Origin of the sequence: uncultured Gimesia sp. (assembly GCF_963976445.1) — a bacterium.
Lineage (GTDB): Bacteria > Planctomycetota > Planctomycetia > Planctomycetales > Planctomycetaceae > Gimesia.
The window spans coordinates 149,384-170,543 of record NZ_CAXBKP010000008.1 but is presented as its reverse complement, the minus strand read 5'-3'; the positions used below and the strand labels follow the sequence as shown (position 1 = coordinate 170,543).

The following is a 21,160-nucleotide window of genomic DNA, read 5'->3' as shown; positions in this document are numbered from 1 at the left end:
TGACTCTATGGAAACTCACTCAAAACCATCGTAATTTCCGGGAATGAAACTATGCTGAAATTAATAAGTATTTGTCTTCTATCACTGATCGGATCCTGCTTTTCTGTGATTGCTTTTTCTGTGATTGCTTACGGTGAAGAAGAAACGGTGTTTGGGCATAAACGTGCTTATGAAGGGATGGTTGTCGAACCAACGCTGCCAGTTGCGACGGATGTTCCCGATCGTATTCTGGCTTCATGGAAGGGAGACCCCGCAACGTCGTTTTCGGTCACGTGGCGAAGTAAAGCCGGCGCAGATGCTGTCGCTGAAATTGCAATAGCAGAAGCTGGTCCTAAGTTTGTCTTTCAGGCAACGTTATTCAAAGGGGAAACTTCAGAGCTGAAAACGAATCTGGGAAGCGTGCAGATGCATTCCGTGACCTTCAATGACCTGGAACCGGGGCAATTATATGCTTATCGAGTTGGCAGCCGCCGCACGGTTGAATTGTCTGAAAAAGATCAAAAGAGTGTTGAGCCCGCGACTGCCGATTATGCCTGGAGTGAATGGATTCATTTTCGAACAGCCCAAAAGTCAGAGGGCAACGTCGTCGAACCAGTTCGGTTTGTGTATGTCGGCGATGCGCAAAATGATGTCAAAAGTCATTGGTCCCGCCTGATCCGAGAATCATTTCGAGATGCGCCTCGTATGACATTTATGTTGCATGCAGGAGATCTGGTAAATCGTGGCAATAACGATCAGGAATGGGGTGAGTGGTTCCACGGCGGTAGTTGGCTCTTTGCATCGGTTCCTCAGCTGGCGATTCCCGGAAACCATGAGTATGACCGGGACCGTATTGCTGCGGGTGCTGGTGTCGTCGATGCGGATATTCCTAAAACACTCAGCAGAAGATGGGGGCAGCGATTTGAGTTTCCTGATAACGGGCCTGAAGGATCAACGGAAAATATCTTTTATGTTGACGTGCAGGGAGTACGAATCATCGGCCTCGATTCTAATAGAGAGGTGGAGGCACAAACGGATTGGCTGGAGCAAGTCCTGCAGAACAATCCAAATCGCTGGACCATTCTGACACACCATCATCCGATCTACTCTTCGAGTGTAAGACGCGACAATCCGGAACTGCGAAATACCTGGCAGCAGCTCTACCTGAAATATAAAGTTGATCTGGTGCTTCAGGGCCACGATCATAGTTATGGTCGTTCCGGCCCGATTGATCTTCAGTTAAGCCGGAAACTTGAGAAGGAAGAGAATGTAGCCACCGGCCTGCGTGTGGCTGATGAATCAGGCGGGCCCGTTTATGTCGTCTCAGTCAGTGGCCCTAAAATGTATGATCTTAAGCAGTACCCCGAAGAAACCATCAAGTCGAATCCGTTTCGGCAACGTGCTAAAGACACGCAACTGTATCAGGTGATTACCGTTGAACAGGATCGCTTGATCTATCAGGCAAAAACGGCAACAGGTCAGCTCTACGATCAATTTACCATCAATAAAGATAAAACAGGCAAAAATCGGTTTGCTGACCAGGCACCTTCTCCGAAGGTAACGCGTAAAGATCAGTGAATCGTTCCGTTCGGTTTCGTCCTTCAATTAAAGCGTTGCAGATATGATTAGCCGGAATTGGAATAGACCAGTAAACCCGCTCACGACAGCTTGCCGTGCGGTTGTGGTGGTAGCGTTCGGGACTGGGATCGAAGGGAGCCGGCTCTTCGATCCATTTTTCGTAAAATCGAATTGTCTGGATTGAGGCTCTATCTTTTGAATCGCTTCCTGCGATAATAATGACACAATCATTGGTTCTTCCGGCATTAATTCACCGGGGAGTTTATTCAAAGCAATCTCTTGTTTTAGATCGACGCCTCGAATCTGGCAGAGAATGAGATCGATTGAGTCTCCACCGTCGTTTGATTCGATATCCGGTCCCTGGAAAGAGAATCCTTTTGGAAATAGTCTGTCATGTGGCTACATGCTTCCTGCTTGCTTGAGTTCAATATTCCCGTTGACACGCCCTTCCTGCTCATGCTGCGTCCCCGCAGCGGGAATCAGCAATGGGTGGGCCGCGAACAATATGTTTTGACTCCCAGTGTCTCTGCCGTCGAATTCACCGATCCATTTGGTAATCTCTGTCAGCGACTAGTGGCGCCTGCTGGAGAGTTTTCGATCAAAACATCGTTTGATATCCAAGTGGCAGACACTTCAGATTCGTCTCCCGGAGCTTACTTCATTCCGGTAGAAAAGTTACCCGATGAAACGCTCCCCTTCCTGTTGCCAAGCCGGTATTGTGAATCAGATCGCTTTTCGCAGATGGCTTCCTCCCTCGTTGAAGGAGTGGCTCCGGGATATGACCAGTGTACTAAGATCGTCAACTACATTCGCGAAACCTTAAAGTATGCCCCTGGCGAAGGACAGGAAATTATCAGCGCCTGTGAAGTGAATGAGAAAACACAGGCAGTCTGCCGTGACATGGCCCATTTAGGGATTGCCTGCTGCCGTGCACTCTCGATTCCTGCCCGTATGGTTGTGGGCTATCTGGAGACACTGGAACCGATGGACCTGCATGCCTGGTTCGAAGCCTATGTTGGCGGGCGGTGGTACATGTTTGATCCGACTCAGGATAATTTGCAGGGAGGACGTGTGGCGATCGCCTATGGTCGAGATGCTGCCGATGTTGCGATCTACACGCAATTCGGCGACCCCGTCGATTTGCTACAATTGCAAGTCAGCATCGAGCAGATCCCGGCTCCCGTTTATTGAGGGTGCGAGTATGTCACGCAATCGCGTTAATGATACTAACCCATCAGTAACACCTCTATCTGTGACCAACTGTTCCACATCATCGTGAAGCAACACGATCTGCCGGCGCGTCCATCCAGAGTTCTTTGGTGGGTGTTTTCATGGTTCCCCCCCCCCAATTAACAACACAAACGCACGGCAGTTTCACACGACACCACCGAAGCCGTTTGTAATTCCGACGAGAGGTTTATAGAGGGCCAGGGTCCCCCAACTTTCGAATGGGCTGAGATAAGTTTTTAATGCAGGCTAACAGCATAAAATGCGTCCTACGCTAAAGTTCAGCCGTTGACTGCGTTTCTTGAGCACCTCTTTTTTGAAGATGCATGAACTTACTTCATAACTCAAGTTGACTTTTTCGGGCAACTGGTGTATTAGTGTAGTGATACACCAATATGTCAAGAGGGTCGAATGACGATAAAGCCGACACAATTTGAAGTGCACCCCTCTTCGGGAGTACCCATTTATTTGCAAATCATCGAACAGATCAATGCGATGATTGCAGGCGGATATTTGGGTGCAGGAGACATGCTTCCCAGTGTGCGGCAAATGGCGACGGAATTGGGTGTGAACCCGATGACGATTTCCAAAGCCTATTCCAAATTGGAAGCGGACGAGGTTGTAGGGCGTGTGCGAGGCAAGGGAATGCAAGTGCAGAAGTCAGCCCATTCTGGCAATCTCAAAGAACGCATGCAGGAACTCAAGCCGCTGATGGACCAGGCCATCGTACGGGGGCGTCAATTAGGGCTCAACGATGCGCAGATTCAATCTGTTGTTAAAAAATTGCTGCGGGAGTACAAATCATGAATACGACAATCATCCAAGCTACCAATTTGCAGAAACAATTCAAAGACAATCCGGTTCTGACGGGCTTAGATCTTAAAGTTGAATCGGGGCAGGTTGTTGGTTTGCTGGGCACAAATGGTTCGGGGAAGTCCACGCTGATTAAATGTGTGCTGGGGCTACTCAAACCGACCTCTGGAACGAGTACGGTATTCAATGAGAAGTCCTGGGATTTGAGTGCAACAGCAAAGTCGCGCTTAGGCTACGTCTCGCAAGAATTCGCATTGCTCCCCTGGATGACTGTGAAAGGAATGACGGAATATACTGGTGCATTCTATGAACACTGGGACTATGCCTACGTGACGCGGCTGATGAAAGAATGGAACCTGGACGAGAAGCAGCGCGTGGGAGCACTTTCGGTGGGGCAACGCCAAAAGCTGGCGGTGATTATGGCTTTGGGCCACCATCCTGAACTATTGGTATTGGACGAACCCGTGGCCAGCCTCGATCCAGTAGCGCGGCGTCAGTTCCTGCAATCTCTCATTGAGTTCACTGAGGATGAAGAAAATACGATCCTGTTTTCGACTCATATCACGTCCGACCTTGAGCGGGTCGCATCGCATGTGGTTTTTCTGGAAGAAGGCAAGATTGGCTTCTCAGGGGAATTGGATTCACTCAAACATCAGGTAAAACGCATCCGCATTTCAGCAGAGACGGACCTGCCACTCAGCTTAAATATTCCCGGGACACTTCGCTCGCAAGTGGACGGCAAACATGCGTTGTTGGCGGTGAAAAACTTTCGGCCCGAATTCATGGAATCGTTCACAAAAGAGTTAAACGCGACGTTTACTGTGGAAGACCTCAATCTAGAAGAAATTTTTCTGGAACTGTCGGGCGTCTCCACTCATTCAGAAGCGGAAGTCATCTTATGAGCGTGCAATCCAATCAGTACAAACAAATCCTCAAAACTTACTGGCAGCGGCCCCTTGTCCTGTTGTTGGTGATTCTTTTATTGCCGTTCTTGGTGTATATGGCGGTGGGGAAGGTAGACGGCAATGTCATACAGATCGGCCCCAGGCCACATGCTCCAGGTCGAATTGAGAGAGTTTATGTAGATTCCGAAACTCCAAAACGGAGCGAGGAAAAGAGTCTTCAGACATATACCGAATTCTTAGAACACGTTGATCCCCAGGATGTCATCGCGCTGAATCTAATCAGGTTACATGTCAATGATCCACTACCCGATTTGAGTCCGTTTCAGAATTTGGTTTACCTCGATTTGAGAGGTTTCGAATTGACTGACGCGAATGTCGACCAGATTTGCCAGCTTCCCAAGTTGGATGCGCTGGTAATCAATCAGCACAGACTTCCCGGTGGTGCTTTACAGCGATTTGGAAAAAAAGTGTCTCAGATCGAATTGCTGGCGCTCACTCTGGAAGAACATCCAGATGAAATTTCTCAGATGTCAAACGTGAAGTTATTGGCACTGCATTTATTCGATGCCGCTCCCGACATTCTGGAAAACGTTGTTCAAATTCCACAACTTCAGCAGCTCACACTGAGCGTGAGCCAAAATTTGGAAGCGCATCGAGGGCAATCACGCAAATCGCAAGCGTGGGATTACATCGACCTGAACGAACAACAAATCGCCTTGTTGCGAAATCATCCCACCTTAAAAGAGGTGTATGCAAATTGGTTCTATATGGATCATGTTCGTAAGATCAAAAAAAGTGCATTTCTGCCCGTGCGCGCTTTACCGATCACGTATTCAAATAACAAAATCCAAGCCATCAGCGGGGTAATATTTTTGATGGTGATCCTGTTTTCTATCGTGTCCCTTCAGCTCTGGGCGCACTTTATTTCACCCGCGGCCAGAGTGGTGCCGCACTATCTGGTTCCACATCGTCGTGTAGCAGTGGGGATATTTTCGGTTGGAGTGTTACTCTTTTGGTTCGCTCTTTTACGCTACGGTTTTGGAATGCTCCCCAGCCTGAATCTAGTTCTCTTCTCGCCAGCGATCTGTTGCATTTTTTTCATCGCCCAACTTTCAGGAAAAACTTACCAGAAATGGTTGGCTGTCCCGATGCTGATCAGTCTCTTTTGGCTTTTTCCCCAATTCACGAACCTGGGTTTTAAAACCATTGCCAGCACCGCCATCTGGTTTCTGTGGGGGCAGATGCCAATACTTTCTCTGACCATCATTGGAATTGAAATCGCCTGCATCTTCTGGAGTATTACCAAACTCTCGGCAATCACAGATATGGTAAATGAAACCTATAACAGCGTGCCTGCGTATTCACCCTGGGGTTCACAACGTTCTAAACAGATTCAATGGAAAAAGGAGACCCGACTCTTTTTCTGGTTCATTGATCATGGCCTCACTAAATTGAAATACGGTGGTGGATCCACCTGGAATATGGTACATCTCTGGCGACAAGGCAATACGTTTCGCCCGCTGGGGGTCCTCACATTTTTTTTGTTAGTGGTCGTCTTTGGTCTGCTGTTCCAGGGGATGCATTGTTACTTTACTGGTGAGGAACTATTCCCTCACAATCGAAGTTCCCTTTCGGTTGCATTGGGAGGTCCTTGTGGTATGGCGATCGTAATTCCCGCAATCATTTGGTGGCAAAGACGCAAAAGTTTGGAACTGGAATCGATGCGCCCCGTCAGCAGGAACCATTTCGTAAAGCAATTGTATTTGTCGCTGGCACTGGATCACTGGTTAGCTGTGATTTGTTTAATCGGACTCAGTGTCCCTCGTTTATTCGATGCGCCGGGCGGAAAAATAGAGATTCTGGGTATGCTTTTACTCCTTGGAATCGCTGGCCCGCTATGGCTAATCGGAATCAGTTCTTCAGTGTTAGCTTTCAAACGATCATGGGTCATCGTTCTTAGCTTTTTCGTATTGTCTGTCCTACCATTTGCTACTTTAGCACCCGTAGCAATTTTAAATGAGAGTAACCCGGTTGGCGGACCAGAGGACGTGCGGCTTCTCATTCAAATGGCACTGATCGCTATCCCCGCCGCTATTGGCTTGAACGTACTGATGTATTACGCAGCTCTGAAGCGAGAATGGGGCTAATCAGTGAGGTGCACGATCCGAGGCTAAATAGACTTTGCTGGAATGCATCCCGTTGTTGGCAACAGAACCGATCCCCGAAAAATCACTCGCTTACGACAGTTTCTCGTGCGCGGAGAGAATCAGCTGTTCGGTTTCTTCCCAGTCGATGCATTCGTCGGTGATCGAAACGCCGTATTGGAGTTGCGTGAGATCTTCGGGCAAGCTCTGGTTGCCGGGGTGCAGATTGCTTTCGAGCATTAAGCCGATGATTGTGTTGTTGCCGGCGACGCGCTGATCGATGACGTTGTTCCAGACTATTCCCTGATTGCGGTAGTCTTTATTGGAATTCGCGTGACTGCAGTCGACCATGAAACGGGGGGAGAGGCCAGCCGCTTTCAGACTCTTGGCGGCTTCTTCCAGGTTTTCTTGTTGATAGTTCGGGCCGGAACGACCGCCGCGGAGGATCAGGTGCCCCCAGGGGTTGCCTTTGGTATTGACGACACAGGTCTGGCCATCGGCATCGATTCCCAGAAAGCTGTGCGGGCTTTGGGCGGCAAGCATCGCGTTGAGCGCGACATCCAGACTGCCGTCGGTTCCGTTTTTGTAGCCCACGGGCATTGAGAGTCCACTGGCCATTTGACGGTGAGTCGGTGATTCCGTTGTACGGGCGCCGATGGAGGCAAGCGAAATCGCATCGGCGATGTACTGCGGCGTAATCGGTTCCAGCATTTCTGTTGCTGCCGGGACACCCAACTCACCGATCTTGAGTAATAACTGGCGGGCGATTTTCAGCCCCGAGGAGACATCGAATGTACCATCCAGGTGCGGGTCATTGATCAGGCCTTTCCAGCCGACCGTGGTGCGGGGCTTTTCGAAATAGACTCGCATCACCAGAAAGAGTCGGTCGTCGACTTTTTCAGAGAGCGCTTTTAAACGTTGGGCGTATTCGATGGCGGCTTGCGGATCGTGAATCGAGCAGGGGCCAACGACGACGATCAGCCGATGATCTTCGCCCGACAGGATGCGTTTGATTTGTTCGCGTGATTCGCCGACGCTCTGGGTGACTTTTTCAGTGCGCTTGTAGGTGTCTTTTAATTCCTGCGGAGCAACCAGGCGAATCGTTTCATGGATGTTGACGTTTTGAATGGGTTGCATCGTTTTCAATCGTTTTCGTTACTTAAGTGATCGGAATCAGTTTATCTTGTTAGAGTGCCAGTTGCTGACGGATTTGGGAGACGATTTCCGGCGGGGTCAACAGGGAGGCATCGATTTTCAATTGGGCATATTTTTCATAGAGCGGGAAGCGACTATTGTACAAGTCTGCCAGGGTCGTACCCGGCTCAATCAGAACGCCCCGCTCAAAGGCGTCTGAAAAGCGTTGCTCCAGCACATCAGGGGAGACATCCAGCCAGACTATCCTACCAAGAGTGCCGAGATGTTGCATGGCTTCGGGGCTATAACAGACACTTCCTCCGGTAGAAATTATGGATCCTGCTGATTGAATCGATTGAACATACGACGACTCGATGGCGCGGAACCCTTCTGCCGTATGTTCGGCAATGATTGCTGCGAGCCGCTTCGACTCGCCTGCTTCGATTAATGCATCAGTGTCGAGGAAAGGCAGACCTGTTTGTTCAGACAGTAGTTTTCCGACGGTCGATTTTCCGGAGCCGGGCATTCCTATCAGGACGACGCCTTTCGAGCCGGGGGGGGTCTCAGAGGGCATTACAAATCTCCCCACAAGCCTGGGGAGAGTCCGGACAGAGGGGGCTCAGCGGGTCTTGAGAATGGTTGGGTCGCAAAAACATAAATGTCGTATCTGTTTATTTAGCAATAAGTTGCGCTGGGTGTTCAGTCTTGTTTCAAAAAATCAACAATAATTCAGAGAAAAGGAAAACAAATATTATCGCAAATAAGGTCTAATAGGAACTATGTGGAAATTCTGCTGAAAAATAAATTGTTATTTTCTGGTTGAGACCAGCACAAGTGTTGAATTGATGTTTGTGGAAATTTCACAGGAATTTTACTCGTCAAAAAATCTTAACAGTTCTGTTAGGACGTCATCGTTATGGTTCTATAACGATGACCGGAGTTTTTTCGGAAGCTTGAAGAATCGAATTCAATCGTGGATAAGCTATCACCGGCTCAATTTGCTGCGAAGATCCGATGCTGTGCCAACGATCTGCAAGATCATGGCGTGGTTCGGTTAGGTTCTTTGTACGATTTGACGGCGAATCGTCTGGTTCGCTATGCGGTGACAGTCACCAAAAATACCCCCGATGCTGAAGATGCGATTCAAGCGACGATGGTGCGGATGGCGATGAAACCAAAAATCTTAGCAACCGCACAACAACCTTGGGCCTATTTATTACGAGTCACGCGAAACGAAGCATTACGAATTCTGCAGAAGCGAAAACCGCTACAGATTTTTGCTCAGTGCAGACAGCTCTGGTCGCGTGATTCAGAAATTGTGGAAGAGAATGACCAGGCTCAGGTAATCAGGAATGCATTGAAACGTCTTCCCACGAATCAGTCTGAAGTCGTGGTCTTGAAAATCTGGGAAGATATGACTTTTGCGGAAATCGCAAGCGTGCTGGATGAATCGCCGAATACCGTGGCCAGTCGTTATCGTTATGCACTCCAAAAGTTAGACAACTATCTGCGTCCGATGGCGCATGAGGATACTAATGTTTGAATTTGAAGATCACAATTTTCTGGAAGCGCAGTTACTGAAGGCGGCTGCTGACCCTGGCATTTCCTTGCGGGTTGGTCACCGTCAGCAAGTGCTGGATGCCGCACGGCAGACGCGGTCTCGTCGAGTTTGCAGGCGCAGTCTCGCTGCCCTCGGTACGTTTTTTCTGGCGGTTGGGTTGTGCTTTCTTACGCGGGATTCAAAGCAGACACCAACAGAAGCCGCCGATAGTGCGCCGGGCTGGTCCAAAACTATTTATGTTAAAGGCAGCCAGGTTTTAGGAATTTCGACACCAGCCAGGCGACCCGAGGTAATCAAGACTGATTGGAATTCCGTGCAGGCAACTCTGAAACAATCTGGTGAATGGGGGCTCGTTGAAGCCGTTGTTCGATTTCGGAATGAGCGTGCGGGTACAATCGAGCAGATCTTTGATCGAGGCGATTGATGCAGGCGACTTTGTCCCAACGTTTCCAGGAACAGCTTCCTGATAAACCGGAGAACCATCCGGAATACGTCACAGAGCTGGTGGATTGCATTTTAACGCAGGCACAATCGGTCAATGCCAGCGATATACATCTCCTGCCAACTGAAAATCAGATGCGGATGGACTGGCGCATTGACGGCGTCTTACATCACATTGCCGATTTTTCGCATGAGCTGGCGCCGCGGATTACCGCGCGATTGAAAGTCATTTCGCATTTATTGACTTATCGGACCGATGTACCGCAGGAAGGCCGCATTCGTCAACAAGGCGAGCAGGCTGTCGAAACACGAATCAGCACGTTTCCAACTCTCTATGGAGAAAAGGTGGTCGTGCGGCTGTTCGTCGGTTCGGGGCAGTACAGGCATTTGGAGAGCCTGAATCTACCGGAAGAAATTCTTGGTGAACTGAAGCGGTTACTGACGCAGACCGGAGGCGTGGTGTTGATGACGGGGCCCGCTGGTAGCGGGAAAACCACCACGATCTACGCCTGCCTGCGAGAAATCATTCGTCAGTCAAAAGGCACACGGAGCTTGGCTTCACTGGAAGACCCCATCGAAGTGGTGGTTCCTACCGTAGCACAATCACAGGTGAATCCGGCCGCCGGTTTCGATATGGCGCTGGGACTACGGTCGCTGCTCAGGCAGGATCCGGAAGTGATCATGGTCGGTGAAATTCGGGATCGCGAAACCGCGGAAACCGTATTTCAGGCCTCGCTATCCGGGCATCTGGTTGTGACCACATTTCATGCGGGTAGTGCCACAGAGGCCGTCAGTCGTTTGTCTGACATGGGCATCGAGCCTTACCTGCTACGCAGCGGGTTGCTCGCGATTTTGAGTCAACGATTATTAAGGCGGCTTTGTTCCTGTGCCACGTTTTCAAATGCGGAAGAAGAGCGGCTGGAACTGCCTGTCGAGCAATGGAAAGTCCCCGTCGGTTGTGTAGACTGCGGTCAGACCGGATACACGGGTCGCATTGTGCTGACTGAAATGTTGCAGCCGAATCAGGTGGATGTAGCGAACGCGATTTTGAATCAAGCCGACGCGAGTGCACTGCATCAACTGGCGATTCAATCGGGAATGCGAACGCAGTGGGATCGGGCATTGGAAGCGGTCAACAAGGGAATCACCAGTTCTGCGGAAGTACGCCGGGTTCTGGGTATGACGCGTCTGGAACATTGAGAGGCGTGGACTTCCTCAATTTAAAGGTGAGGTTACAGCATCACGAAAATCGAGCGATTCTGACTAAGAGAGTGGGCACATGAATTCAAGAGACGACTCAGAATCTAAAGAGGCAAACGAAACCAGATTCGAGCTTGATGAATTAATCGCTTTGAATGAAGAGATGATTTCACTGGTTCAGGCGGGAATTCCCCTGGAACTTGGCTTGCGCGAAATGGGTAACGAATTGCCGGACCGACTGGGAAAGATCAGTACAAAATTAGCCGATCAAATGGAGCGGGGCAGTTCTCTGGCTGAAGCGATGGAATCCGAAGGGGCGCGGTTTCCCAAGGTGTATCGCGTGATTGTTGAAGCCGGGATTAAATCCGGAAAGCTAACGGTTGCTCTGGAAGAAATGTCAAACTATGCCTGGGAGCTGTTTCATTTACGACGCCAGATCGGGATGGCGATGGTCTATCCGCTGATTGTCTTCAGTCTGGCCTATGGGCTGTTTCTGGTATTTCTATTCGAAATACTTACGCGGTTTAATGTTGCTTATGAAGTCTTTCGATTGGGTGAACCGGGCCCGCTTCAATTTTTAAATAAGCTGGAATCAACGGTTGTTTACTGGGGACTGGTTCCGCCATTATTGCTGTTTGTATTTGTCATTTTATGGATGCGCACAGGCAGTTCCCAGTTGTTGAATTTCAAAGGGACCAGCCGCCTGATCGGATGGATTCCCGGTGTGCAGAAAATCGCCAACTACTATCGCTACGGCAATTTTTCAGAACTCATGTCGCTGCTGATTCAGCAGAACATTCCGTTTGCCGAATCGATTGTGTTGGCTGCAGAAGCAACCGGCGATGATCAGTTAGTGAAATCGGCAAACCTGATGGCAGAGCGGCATTTAAGTGCACAGTTTGAAACGGGTGACACGACCAAAGAGTATGGCTGGCCACCCCTGCTGACCTGGCTGTTAACGACGAAAAACCATCAAGGCGAGCTCAGTCTGGCATTAAAAAATGCGGCCGATATGTATCGGAGAAAAGCGGCCCATTATACACGTTGGTTCAGAGTCTTGTTTCCGATCTTCACCGGCACGATTATCGGCGGCGGAACCGTTTTGTGTTATTCTCTCGTATTATTTCTCCCATTCTCCGATATGCTTAAACAATTGGCGAATCCGTGAAGTTCTAAATCTAAGACAAGATAAGTGGTGTTAATTAATGAAGTGTGTTTGTAGTGATTGTTTGTTTTGCAGGGTTCGGTTCAGATGATTTGGTATCGTTACCAGGGAATCAATTCAAAAGGTAAAAACGTATCAGGCCGTATTCATGCGACTGACCGGGATGAAGTCGCAAGTCTGCTGCAGGATCAGGGTGTGAAGATTGAACGGATCGAGGAAGAAGCGACGCTGGAATTTGCGACGACTCACTCGGCAACGACGGCTAATTTAACAAAGCTGTCCTCACGGGACTTCGATGTGATTTCGGATCATCTGTCCGATTTGACGCGGGCCAAATTGCCACTGTCGATGGGACTGGAAGCCGTCTCACATGAAATCGAAAATGCGCGACTTCGCACAGCCGTCCAGGATCTGGCATCACAGCTGAATGCCGGCAATGATCTGGAAACCGTGTTAGCCGATTCCAAAGCACCGCGAGAACTCTGTGCACTGGTTCATGCTGGTACTCGATCGGGTAAAATGAGCGAAATACTGGCGGACTATGTTGCCCATACCAGACAGCTTTCTGAGATGCGAAGCCAGTTGCTGATCTCGCTTAGTTATCCGTTGATTCTGCTGGCATTCGCATCGTTGATGTTTTTGAGCATTATGCTCTGGATTATTCCTTCGTTTGAATCGATCTATCTCGACTTTCAAATTGATCTGCCCTCCGTCACCCTGAAACTGTTTCAATGGTCCACTTTTTTGCGTACCCAGTGGTTGTGGTATCTGCCTGGAGGCTTGCTGGCTTTCGTAAGCTGCCTGTGGTTTATGAGAACAGAGACAGGGCAGGTCTGGACGCAGAAACTGGTTTACCGCCTGCCCTTAATCGGGGGGCTCTTGAGCGGGATTACGGTTTCCCGGTTTTCGCATTTGCTGGCGCTGCTGGTTGATAATGATATTCCGTTTCTCGAAGCATTGAAAATGACGGGCGAGAGTTCGAGTAACCTTGAAATTCGTGCCGCCTGTCGGCAATTTTCTGAATCGGTTTCCTCTGGGCAGGCAGAAATTGCTTCTCTGGCATCATTAAACATTTTCCCGACTACTTTTTTACAGGCACTGGCAAACCAGACAGGAAACACGTCTCATCCGGGGCCCAAATATTCCGTCGAGATTCTGAATGCGCTGTCCGACATGTTGAACAGTCAAACCCGAGTTCGCATTACATTTTTTGCGTCAGTGGTAGAACCACTCATTATCATCTTCTGTGGAACGCTCATGGGCTTTTTGTTTATCGCTATGCTGGCCCCCTTGATTCAACTGATGAACTTGCTTGCATAGTCACAAGTTACCGCTACGTTTCATTTCCCGGCTACTCAAACTTCAACAATCAGAGATCGTCACGTTATGGATCAGAAGTCTCGTTTTAATCACTTTTTTCAATTTGAAAGAAGCCCCTTTCTTCGGGCACGCGGGATTTTTCCACTCTTCGGTCGCGTCAATTACTCACAACAAGTCGCATTGCTGCGAATTTTAGCGGTGGCTGCCGAGAAAAAACTTTCACTGCTGGATGTGCTGGAAGCATTTGAAAAAGATATTCGAGGCCGGTGGAGATATCAGGTTTTAAGGCTGATTGATTTACTCAGAAGTGGAGTGCCGCTGGCAGAAGCCATCGAGACGATTCCGAATGTGATTCCTGCGAACGCTTACTTTCTGGTGAAAGCGGGTGCCGAATCGGGAACGCTACCTTCTGCCTTGGCGCTGGCGGCGGAGGTCTGTACCGAACGGCGGAATGAACGCGATTTTTTACGGCCCGGAGTTTCTGTTTATCTCAGTTCCGTCCTGGTGATTATGGCGTGTATCATCGGATTTATTTGCTATTGGGTCATTCCCAAACTGAAAAAAATCTTTTTAAACTTTGATATGGCATTGCCAGATTTAACCGTGAGTATTATTCAGACGTCAGAGTGGTTCGTCAAATATTTCTGGGTCTTTCCGGCATTCGGTCTCATGGTTTACCTGGCCCGTTTGTTCTTAATCAGGCTGGATTTTCTCGAACGTAGAGGGCATTGGAATTCTGTTCCCGGTCTTTATCCGCGTGGGAGGGCTCCTGACGTTTTGCGGTTTTTACATATCACGACGGAATCGGGGCGTCCGTTAATGGGAGCGTTTGAGACGTTAACGCGCACCACATCAAACCGGTTTCTATCACAACGGTTTCGTGCGATTCTGGAAGACATTCGCAAAGGCAATGATTGCTGGACCGCGCTGCATGATTTTAGCCTGTTGACGCCGAGTGAAGTGCGGTTGTTACAGTCTGCGCAGCGGGCAGGTAATCTGGGCTGGGCCCTCAAAGCGATTGCAAAAAGCATCGAGCGGCGTATCGATTATCGGATGACATTGATCAGAGAATACCTCGAACCGGCGATGATTTTGAGCATTGGTTGTCTGGTGGGCGTGCTTGTGATCGGTCTGTTTTTACCCCTGGTGAATTTGATGCACTCTCTGGCTTAACGTTTGAGTATTGGTTGATATCGTGAGAAATAATAATCAAAACAGATTGATGAGGACAGCTTCAAGTGCTGATCGTGCGCAGCGACGACATGGATTCACATTGGTGGAAATGATGGTCGCCGGCGTCTTGCTCATGACCGTTACGATGATTGTTGTCCCCGCCATTTACTGGGTGCATCGCGAACGCAGGCAAATAGAGTATCGCCAAATTGCGATTGTCGAAGTCGAAAATATGATGGAACGGGTGGTCGCTCTGCCGTTCCATGACATCAATCAAACGAAAGTCGACAAATTCGTTTTCTCGGAAAGTGCTTTACGGCAATTACCCAATGCCGATTTAAATATTGAAATCAGTGAGTCAAGCGGTTTGCCGCTCATGAAAAAAATTCAGGTCCAGTTAGGTTGGAATGATCATCGTGGGATCAACGTGGTCCCCGTTCGATTGACTTCGTGGGTCTGTCTCAAGGAAAAACACGAATGAAGCGACGATGCTTTTCTTTTTCAATCAAGCAGCACAAAACGCTCCCGGGGGTCTCCCTGGTGGAGGTCGTTGTGGCGATGGGGATCGCTACCGTTTTGATGGGCATCAGTATGACCACGATGCACACTGTGTTGCGCGCGGAACGCGAAACGAGCAAAGCGGCCTGGCTGGGATCCAGCTTTCACCGATTCTCGCGTCTCATACGATCGGATATTCACGCCGCAACCAGCCTGAACTTTCAAAACGGGTCCACCGAGCGCAGTCCCGAATTAACGATTCGGAAGGCGGACGACGAAGTCGTGAAATACCAGATCGAAGGGCATCGAATTTCCCGCGTTGTGACCCGGCAAGATCAACGCGTGCATCAGGATACTTTTCATCTACCGGAAGGGAGCCACGCCTATTTCTTTCAGCAGGCGCGATTAAATCAGGCGGGGATTTCCATCGACCAACCAGACCCATTGAGCAGATTGCAACAGAACACAGTGGATGAGAATAAAAATCAGCGGCCATTGATGAGCGAGTTGTCGATCATTTCCACGATTGGCCACGATTATCGATTGGGTGACATTCGGATCAATCAACCAGAAAAAGAAACAAAATAAACGCGAAATCAGGGTCAATCACATGCAAAGTTCATCAAATCCAGAAACAACAATCAGCTTGACCAAAGCACGGCGGGGCGCTGTGTTAGTGATCGTGATGGTCTGCCTGTTGTTGATTAGCCTCTTGATGTCTTCGCTTTTGAAGTCTGCGTTATTGCAGAGACGGCAAATGATCAAAGAGCAGTATCGTGTACAGGCGGAATGGATTTTGGAATCGGCATTGGAACGTGCCGCCCAGCAGCGGCTCAATGACCCTGCTTACCAGGGAGAAATCTGGCAGATCAGCTCTATGGATCTGGGAACACGGTATCCAGCGTCTGCAGAGATTACACTGAAACCCGAGGGAAAAGAGGATCGTCTGATATCGATTCAGGCGCGGGTTCACTATCCTGAGAAGGCGCCATTTACAGTGACCCGGACGAAAAAATTATTCTATGAAGCGAATGATGATAAATAACGAGAAGTGATTCTTTATTGATCCTGATGAGTCAGTTATATTTCCATTTTAATATTCCCAGGAACTGAGAATGATGAATAATGTTCTTTTAAGACTTCAAGCCCGGTTGTCGCAGCGGGGAAGGCCCCGTGGTTTTACCCTGATCGAACTGCTGGTCGTGATCGCGATTATTGCGATTTTGATTGCACTACTGCTGCCCGCAGTTCAGCAGGCACGCGAAGCAGCCCGCCGCACGCAGTGTAAAAATAATCTGATGCAGCTCAGCCTGGCGATTCAGAATTATGAAATGGCATTCGAAGTATTGCCGGCGGGCGTTTATAACCCGACTGGTCCCATCAAAAATGAACCCGTGGGTTATCACATGGGGTGGTTAGCAGGTCTGATGCCTTTTGTCGATCAGCCGAATTTGTACCGGAGTATTGATTTCAAGCAAAGTGTTTACGCACCCGTCAATCAGATAGCCCGTAGAGTTCAAATTCCTGTGCTACGGTGCCCTTCAGATCCCAAAGAATCGCGGACACGTTCCGTCGCCGAAAATAACATCGAGGTCTATCAGACAAATTACGCCGCCTGCTATAACTCAGTCGCTGCTCCCATTAATGTGGATAACACCGGGGTCATGTTCTTAAACAGCAGCATCAGCTATGACCAGATTACAGACGGCAGTACCAATACGATTTTTATCGGCGAACAGATATTTGATGATACCGATCTCGGTTGGATGTCGGGAACGCGTGCCAGCTTGCGGAATACCGGTTCGTTCAATCAGGAATTACCGCATCATCTGGCAGGGCGCCTTCCTGGTTTTGATAATTCATCGGCAGGCCAGGGGGCATCTGAGAATGAAGAACCCATTGACCCGCTACTCAAAGTCGGTGGCTTTGGCAGCAATCATATGGGAGGTGCCAATTTTGCCTTGGGAGATGGCTCGGTCCGGTTTATTTCGGAAAATATCGATGCGGCGTTATTTGAACAATTGGGCAATCGCGCAGATGGAAAGCTGATCATGGATGGTTTCTGAATCGGAATCAGCGAATGACTTCAGCCGCGTGGATGATACATTTGATGCACGGCTTTTAGACGGCTGTGATCCACGTGAGTGTAGATTTGTGTGGTCCGAATATTCGCATGCCCCAACAGTTCCTGCAGCGCTCGAATTTCTGCCCCGCCGGCCATCATGTGTGTCGCGAAACTGTGTCGCAATGTATGCGGGCTGACTTCTTTACTACAGCCGACGCGAGCCGCATTTTTCTTGACGATGTTCCAGACCATGATCCGGGAAAGCTGCTTGCCTCCTCGGTTGAGAAAGAGCGATTGTTCTGACAGATTGCGTTTGGTCAAACCGGGGCGTTCGTGCTTGAGGTAGGCTTCTACGGCAGCGATAGCAACCGGATTCAATGAAACCATCCGTTCCTTATTTCCTTTGCCGACGCACCGTGCATAGCTTTCTTCCAGCTTAACCGCGTTTAAGGGCAGGCTCACAATTTCCGTGACTCGACATCCGGTAGCATACAGCATTGCTAGAATCGCGCGATCACGCAAAGGGTAGCGATCTTCTCTGCAAGGGGCCATCAGAAGTTCGTTCACTTTTTTGGGGCTCAGTACCTTGGGCAAATATTTCCAGAGTTTCGGAGAGTTCAACAAGTCCGCCACGCTCTCCGCCAGAATGCCTTCCAGTACCAGATAGCGGAAAAACAATTTAATCGATGCAAGGTGCCGGGCGACTGAGGTGGCCGCCAGCTTCCGTTTGTTGAGATGCTGCAGATAACCGGACAGAAATTGCAGATCGACTTCACTTAGCGGCAGTGGTTTCTGCTTGCGATACCATTCCAGAAATTGAACGAGATCCGATTGATAAGCGGACATGGTATTCAGTGCCATTCCGCATTCTGCCTCCAGATAATTCAAAAACGGTTCCAGATGGACCGCAGGGTCTGCCGGTTTACGGACCTGAAATTTTGAATTCGTCGGTGGTCGTTTACGGGGAGGCATGCAAAACCTTTAATCGAATGATCGTGAACCAATTCTGTTTAAAAAAAATCAAACAGAAGAGTAATGGCCCGTCGATACTGGTATTTAACAGCATCATAGCCAAGTCACACAGGAACCAATCAGTCTTATCGGTAACAAGCGTTGATTGCCTTGAATTGGCAGCAGGTTATCGCAGTCCCAACGGTTGTAGGGGACAGTGTGCGGCCATGAAGGTCTGGCTTTCATCTGCGTCGTCAAAAATGACGTTGACCGTTCGCTTGCGGGAATAGCCGCTGATTCCCATGACGGTGCCCACACCATACCGCGGGTGCCTGACTCGCATTCCGACGGAAAATCCTTGTGGAATGTCGGCTGCTTCCGGCGTCTGTTTCAACAGGTCGGCTCCCGTCATCAACAGCGGGCGTTTGGGGGTTGTTGCTTTTAATGCCTCGGTATCGACTTCACCGCGCTTGACCGATTCCACAAATTCGTCGAAGTGAGATTTCGTTTCGAACAGATTGTCCGTCTGGTCTTTCACGGCGACATCAATTTCTTTCAGGAAGTCGCTGGTAATCGTTCTCCAGGGACGGCCTCTTAAAGAACGCTCGCGCGTTTGGGTTAAGTACAAATTTTGTTCGGCCCGCGTAATACCCACAAAGAACAGCCGCCGTTCTTCTTCCAGGCCATCGCGAAATTCTTCGCGCAGAACGCGTTCATGGGGAATCAGGTTTTGTTCCACCCCGATGATAAAGACAACCGGGTATTCCAGACCTTTGGCCGCGTGCAACGTCATCAAGGTAACGCGGCCTGCATCAGGGTCTAACTGGTCGGTGGCGCTGGCCAGGGTGCTGACTTCCAGGAACCCTTCCAGGTTTGTTTCTTCGCCGAAGATCTCGTCGTATTTTCTCGCTGTCGAGACCAGCTCGTTCACGTTGGAAATGCGTTGCTGGTCTTCTTCATTAGGGCTTTCTTTCCAGCTGTCGATCAAGCGTGTGCTGTCGATGACGGCTTCCATCAAATGCGCCACCGAGCCGGAGTCGGCCATCGAAAAGCCGGAGATCATTTTTGCAAACCGGGCGACCATGTTCGAGGCGCGTTTGGAAAGAGCAGGGCAGTCTTTTGCCTGATGGGCTGCTTCCAACAGGCTGATGCCTCGTTCTTCGGCCCAGCGGATCAGCTTGTTTTGCGTGGCTTTGCCAATCCCACGCAGAGGTTTATTCACAATCCGTGAAAACGCGACGCGGTCGTCCGGGTTGTTGATTAATTTCAGATAAGACAGCAGGTCTTTGACTTCAGCCCGCTCATAAAAGGCAACGCTACCTGCCAGTTGATACGGTATTTTATGGCGCGCCAGAGCCAGTTCCAGTTCTCTGGAAAGTGAATTTACGCGGTAGAAAATAGCGAAGTCGGTAAAGTCAAAATCACCTTGATCAACGGCGTTTCGAATGTGGATCGCAATCTCGTTGGCTTCCTGTCGTTCGTCGGTGAAGCAGAGCAGTTCAACGGGCGTTCCTTCCTGGTTCTCTGTGAACAGGGCTTTGGGTTTGCGTCTCTGGTTGTGCGAAATCAGATCGTCGGCGACTCTCAAGATTTCTTTGGTACTGCGAAAATTTTGTTCCAGGCGAATGGTTTTACAGTCTGGGAAATCGCGTTCAAACTGCAGGATATTTTCAATTTTTGCACCACGCCAGCCGTAGATCGACTGGTCAGGGTCGCCGGTCACGCAGAGATTGCGTGTGTTCAAAGAAAGTCCCATCACAATCTGGTACTGCGCCAGGTTCGTATCCTGATATTCATCGACAAGGATATATTGATAGCGTTCATCCAGTGTTGCCCGGAGCTCAGGCGACCCTTTCAGGAGGCTGGCAACGTGCAATAACAGATCGTCGAAGTCAACCGCGTTCGATTCGAGTAACAACTTCTGGTAGACCGGATAGACGCGTGCAGCGACTGCCTGCAGATGATCGCCGAACGATTCCTGGTACGCTTCGACAAATTGTTCTGCTGTGATCAGGTCATTCTTCGCACGGCTGATCATGGAGCCGATCGTTGATGGATTATAGGCGACGGTATCAATGTCTAATTCATTCAGGACGAAGCGAAGTAGATGATGTTGATCAGTCATATCAAAAATGGAGAAGTTGCTATCAAGGCCGACGACGTTTCCGTATCGTCTCAGAATGCGTACGCAAAATTTGTGAAAGGTCGAAATTTCTACGCGCGAGTCCGGGATCAATTGCCGAACCCGCGCACCCATTTCGTCAGAGGCTTTGTTGGTGAAAGTGATCCCTAAAATTTGATGCGCGGGAATCTGTGCGTGAATCAGTGAAGCAATCCGGTGTGTAATCACGCGTGTTTTGCCGGAGCCGGGGCCTGCCAGCACCAGTAATGGACCTTGATGATGTGACACCGCCGCATACTGCGGAGGTGTCAGGACCTGCTGAAAATCCAAGTGAAATTCCTTTTCTATCGTTAATTTGGATTCAATTTTCTCAAATCACCAATGTACGCTGCCCGCTCGGAAATTCCAAATCGGACCACCAATTATTCACTTCGGATTGAAACAGAACAATCAGCAAATTGGTACTCGATCAAAGTCTGAGGTAAAAGTCCCTTGATAAAATGCTGTTCAGCTTCGATAATGGTGGACTGTTGTATGTTTTGTTAATGTTGCGAACTCAAGTCGCTTTGGTTGATTGCACAAAATTTGTGGGTCCACTAAACTGCGCAGAGGTGGTGTTATGACGTGCCTGGATATCTTGAACAATGAGAATATCGATGCTTCGACTTTAGCGAAGCGGGGTGCTGGGGTGTTTGGTTAGAATATTCAGCCCGTGATATCACTAAGAAAACCTATAAAACATCTGTAAAGAACGAGATTATTTTCGGAACCTGCTTATAGACAGGGTTTTGCAGATTGTGATGCTTGAAAAGTTAAATGGTCTAGGGATGTGTGAATTCAATGCACATTCCTAGCCGGTAAATGACGATAATTTAATTTACAAC

At 49.2% G+C, this 21,160-nt stretch carries 19 protein-coding genes; 15 read left to right on the top strand and 4 right to left on the bottom strand.

The window, feature by feature from the left end:
- Positions 1–51: 51 nt before the first annotated feature.
- The 5 genes from AAC022_RS11405 to AAC022_RS11385 all read left to right on the top strand — a co-directional run bounded on the left by AAC022_RS11405 (position 52) and on the right by AAC022_RS11385 (position 6,649).
- On the top strand, positions 52–1,557 hold the full coding sequence (locus AAC022_RS11405) for a metallophosphoesterase family protein (protein WP_339731011.1): 1,506 nt from the start codon (positions 52–54) through the stop codon (positions 1,555–1,557).
- A gap of 393 nt (positions 1,558–1,950) precedes the next feature.
- Positions 1,951–2,748, top strand: coding sequence for a transglutaminase family protein (locus AAC022_RS11400; RefSeq protein WP_339731010.1), 798 nt, complete (start codon positions 1,951–1,953; stop codon positions 2,746–2,748).
- 447 nt (positions 2,749–3,195) lie between these two features.
- Positions 3,196–3,591: a GntR family transcriptional regulator gene (locus tag AAC022_RS11395; RefSeq protein ID WP_339731009.1), complete on the top strand. Its 396-nt coding sequence runs from the start codon at positions 3,196–3,198 to the stop codon at positions 3,589–3,591.
- Complete coding sequence (locus tag AAC022_RS11390; RefSeq protein WP_339731008.1) at positions 3,588–4,499, top strand: ABC transporter ATP-binding protein; 912 nt, start codon at positions 3,588–3,590, stop codon at positions 4,497–4,499. Before AAC022_RS11395 ends, AAC022_RS11390 begins: the two co-directional genes overlap by 4 nt.
- Entirely contained in the window at positions 4,496–6,649 is a 2,154-nt protein-coding gene (locus tag AAC022_RS11385) for a hypothetical protein (RefSeq protein WP_339731007.1), read from the top strand. The genes AAC022_RS11390 and AAC022_RS11385 overlap by 4 nt, the downstream gene beginning before the upstream one ends.
- 90 nt (positions 6,650–6,739) lie before the next feature.
- Here AAC022_RS11385 and AAC022_RS11380 read toward each other — a convergent pair whose 3' ends face one another.
- Entirely contained in the window at positions 6,740–7,783 is a 1,044-nt protein-coding gene (locus AAC022_RS11380) for a 3-deoxy-7-phosphoheptulonate synthase (protein ID WP_339731006.1), read from the bottom strand.
- A gap of 49 nt (positions 7,784–7,832) precedes the next feature.
- Positions 7,833–8,354, bottom strand: a complete 522-nt coding sequence (locus AAC022_RS11375) for a shikimate kinase (RefSeq protein ID WP_339731005.1) — start codon at positions 8,352–8,354, stop codon at positions 7,833–7,835.
- 399 nt (positions 8,355–8,753) lie between these two features.
- Here AAC022_RS11375 and AAC022_RS11370 point away from each other — a divergent pair, with 399 nt between their 5' ends.
- The 10 genes from AAC022_RS11370 (at position 8,754) to AAC022_RS11325 (ending at position 17,204) form a co-directional block, all read left to right on the top strand.
- Positions 8,754–9,323 (top strand): sigma-70 family RNA polymerase sigma factor, encoded by a 570-nt coding sequence (locus AAC022_RS11370; RefSeq protein ID WP_339731004.1) that lies wholly within the window; start codon positions 8,754–8,756, stop codon positions 9,321–9,323.
- Positions 9,316–9,765 (top strand): hypothetical protein, encoded by a 450-nt coding sequence (locus AAC022_RS11365; protein WP_339731003.1) that lies wholly within the window; start codon positions 9,316–9,318, stop codon positions 9,763–9,765. The genes AAC022_RS11370 and AAC022_RS11365 overlap by 8 nt, the downstream gene beginning before the upstream one ends.
- Positions 9,765–10,982: a GspE/PulE family protein gene (locus tag AAC022_RS11360; protein ID WP_339731002.1), complete on the top strand. Its 1,218-nt coding sequence runs from the start codon at positions 9,765–9,767 to the stop codon at positions 10,980–10,982. The genes AAC022_RS11365 and AAC022_RS11360 overlap by 1 nt, the downstream gene beginning before the upstream one ends.
- A 79-nt stretch (positions 10,983–11,061) precedes the next feature.
- Entirely contained in the window at positions 11,062–12,150 is a 1,089-nt protein-coding gene (locus AAC022_RS11355; protein ID WP_339731001.1) for a type II secretion system F family protein, read from the top strand.
- Positions 12,151–12,234: 84 nt separating this feature from the next.
- Positions 12,235–13,467 (top strand): type II secretion system F family protein, encoded by a 1,233-nt coding sequence (locus AAC022_RS11350; RefSeq protein ID WP_339731000.1) that lies wholly within the window; start codon positions 12,235–12,237, stop codon positions 13,465–13,467.
- A 66-nt stretch (positions 13,468–13,533) separates the two neighbouring features.
- Complete coding sequence (locus AAC022_RS11345; RefSeq protein WP_339730999.1) at positions 13,534–14,640, top strand: type II secretion system F family protein; 1,107 nt, start codon at positions 13,534–13,536, stop codon at positions 14,638–14,640.
- A 49-nt stretch (positions 14,641–14,689) separates the two neighbouring features.
- The gene (locus AAC022_RS11340) at positions 14,690–15,121 is read left to right on the top strand and encodes a prepilin-type N-terminal cleavage/methylation domain-containing protein (RefSeq protein ID WP_339730998.1); all 432 of its coding nucleotides are present in this window, start codon (positions 14,690–14,692) and stop codon (positions 15,119–15,121) included.
- Entirely contained in the window at positions 15,118–15,726 is a 609-nt protein-coding gene (locus tag AAC022_RS11335) for a hypothetical protein (protein WP_339730997.1), read from the top strand. The genes AAC022_RS11340 and AAC022_RS11335 overlap by 4 nt, the downstream gene beginning before the upstream one ends.
- 22 nt (positions 15,727–15,748) lie before the next feature.
- A complete protein-coding gene (locus tag AAC022_RS11330; RefSeq protein ID WP_339730995.1) occupies positions 15,749–16,183 on the top strand; it encodes a hypothetical protein in 435 nt (144 codons plus the stop codon).
- Between the two features lie 70 nt (positions 16,184–16,253).
- On the top strand, positions 16,254–17,204 hold the full coding sequence (locus AAC022_RS11325) for a DUF1559 domain-containing protein (protein WP_339730994.1): 951 nt from the start codon (positions 16,254–16,256) through the stop codon (positions 17,202–17,204).
- Positions 17,205–17,224: 20 nt separating this feature from the next.
- Here the strand turns inward: AAC022_RS11325 and xerD are convergent, their stop codons facing one another.
- Entirely contained in the window at positions 17,225–18,175 is a 951-nt protein-coding gene (gene xerD / locus AAC022_RS11320) for a site-specific tyrosine recombinase XerD (RefSeq protein ID WP_339730992.1), read from the bottom strand.
- A gap of 166 nt (positions 18,176–18,341) precedes the next feature.
- On the bottom strand, positions 18,342–20,606 hold the full coding sequence (locus AAC022_RS11315; RefSeq protein ID WP_339730991.1) for a UvrD-helicase domain-containing protein: 2,265 nt from the start codon (positions 20,604–20,606) through the stop codon (positions 18,342–18,344).
- Positions 20,607–21,160: the final 554 nt, after the last annotated feature.

What these genes read in the sequence shown, in the direction of transcription:
- AAC022_RS11405 (WP_339731011.1), top strand. Translation starts at nt 52, where the DNA reads ATGCTGAAATTAATAAGTATTTGTCTTCTATCACTGATCGGATCCTGC.
- AAC022_RS11400 (WP_339731010.1), top strand. Translation starts at nt 1,951, where the DNA reads ATGTGGCTACATGCTTCCTGCTTGCTTGAGTTCAATATTCCCGTTGAC.
- AAC022_RS11395 (WP_339731009.1), top strand. Translation starts at nt 3,196, where the DNA reads ATGACGATAAAGCCGACACAATTTGAAGTGCACCCCTCTTCGGGAGTA.
- AAC022_RS11390 (WP_339731008.1), top strand. Translation starts at nt 3,588, where the DNA reads ATGAATACGACAATCATCCAAGCTACCAATTTGCAGAAACAATTCAAA.
- AAC022_RS11385 (WP_339731007.1), top strand. Translation starts at nt 4,496, where the DNA reads ATGAGCGTGCAATCCAATCAGTACAAACAAATCCTCAAAACTTACTGG.
- AAC022_RS11380 (WP_339731006.1), bottom strand. Translation starts at nt 7,783, where the DNA reads ATGCAACCCATTCAAAACGTCAACATCCATGAAACGATTCGCCTGGTT.
- AAC022_RS11375 (WP_339731005.1), bottom strand. Translation starts at nt 8,354, where the DNA reads ATGCCCTCTGAGACCCCCCCCGGCTCGAAAGGCGTCGTCCTGATAGGA.
- AAC022_RS11365 (WP_339731003.1), top strand. Translation starts at nt 9,316, where the DNA reads ATGTTTGAATTTGAAGATCACAATTTTCTGGAAGCGCAGTTACTGAAG.
- AAC022_RS11360 (WP_339731002.1), top strand. Translation starts at nt 9,765, where the DNA reads ATGCAGGCGACTTTGTCCCAACGTTTCCAGGAACAGCTTCCTGATAAA.
- AAC022_RS11355 (WP_339731001.1), top strand. Translation starts at nt 11,062, where the DNA reads ATGAATTCAAGAGACGACTCAGAATCTAAAGAGGCAAACGAAACCAGA.
- AAC022_RS11350 (WP_339731000.1), top strand. Translation starts at nt 12,235, where the DNA reads ATGATTTGGTATCGTTACCAGGGAATCAATTCAAAAGGTAAAAACGTA.
- AAC022_RS11345 (WP_339730999.1), top strand. Translation starts at nt 13,534, where the DNA reads ATGGATCAGAAGTCTCGTTTTAATCACTTTTTTCAATTTGAAAGAAGC.
- AAC022_RS11340 (WP_339730998.1), top strand. Translation starts at nt 14,690, where the DNA reads ATGAGGACAGCTTCAAGTGCTGATCGTGCGCAGCGACGACATGGATTC.
- AAC022_RS11335 (WP_339730997.1), top strand. Translation starts at nt 15,118, where the DNA reads ATGAAGCGACGATGCTTTTCTTTTTCAATCAAGCAGCACAAAACGCTC.
- AAC022_RS11330 (WP_339730995.1), top strand. Translation starts at nt 15,749, where the DNA reads ATGCAAAGTTCATCAAATCCAGAAACAACAATCAGCTTGACCAAAGCA.
- AAC022_RS11325 (WP_339730994.1), top strand. Translation starts at nt 16,254, where the DNA reads ATGATGAATAATGTTCTTTTAAGACTTCAAGCCCGGTTGTCGCAGCGG.
- xerD (WP_339730992.1), bottom strand. Translation starts at nt 18,175, where the DNA reads ATGCCTCCCCGTAAACGACCACCGACGAATTCAAAATTTCAGGTCCGT.